Annotated in this window: 1 pseudogene; it reads left to right on the top strand. The window is 46.6% G+C overall.

Annotated features, from left to right (window positions below):
• A pseudogene (locus HGH91_RS30990) lies at positions 1 to 532 on the top strand (alpha-1,3-galactosidase B); the annotation flags it as partial.

The following is a 532-nucleotide window of genomic DNA, read 5'->3' as shown; positions in this document are numbered from 1 at the left end:
TTACATTGATATCTTTTTTACTACTGGTCCTTAACAGCTCGTGTTTTGGCCAGCAGGATACTGTTGAGATAAACGTAACAGATTATGGCATCCATCCTGACAGCCGGGTCAATGTAGAACCGGAGATCAGGAAGCTGTTGAAAGAAAACAGGAACGCGCGCTACCTGAAACTGGTTTTTCCCCGTGGCAGGTACGACTTTTGTCCGAATAAAGATAGGGAGGATTTGTCCGACGCCCCCGTTGGGATTGAGATCCGCGACAGGTCGGGTGTATGCATCGACGGTCAGGGATCGGAGTTTGTATTTCATGGAAAGATGATGGCGTTCAACGTACAGAATGCGGAGGATATAACGCTCCGGAATTTCAGCATCGACTGGGACCGGCCTTTAATTTCGCAGGCGGAGATTGTGGGATACAGCGACACCTTTCTGGATCTGAAGATAGACAAAAACGAATATCCGTACGAGATAAAGAACGATACACTTTACTTTACAGGAGAGGAATGGAGAAGTAAGATTGGCACCAATTACAA

The sequence above is a fragment of the Chitinophaga eiseniae genome (genome assembly GCF_012641265.1).
In the GTDB taxonomy this organism is placed as follows: domain Bacteria; phylum Bacteroidota; class Bacteroidia; order Chitinophagales; family Chitinophagaceae; genus Chitinophaga; species Chitinophaga eiseniae_A.
This window is presented reverse-complemented; position numbering and strand designations above follow the sequence as displayed.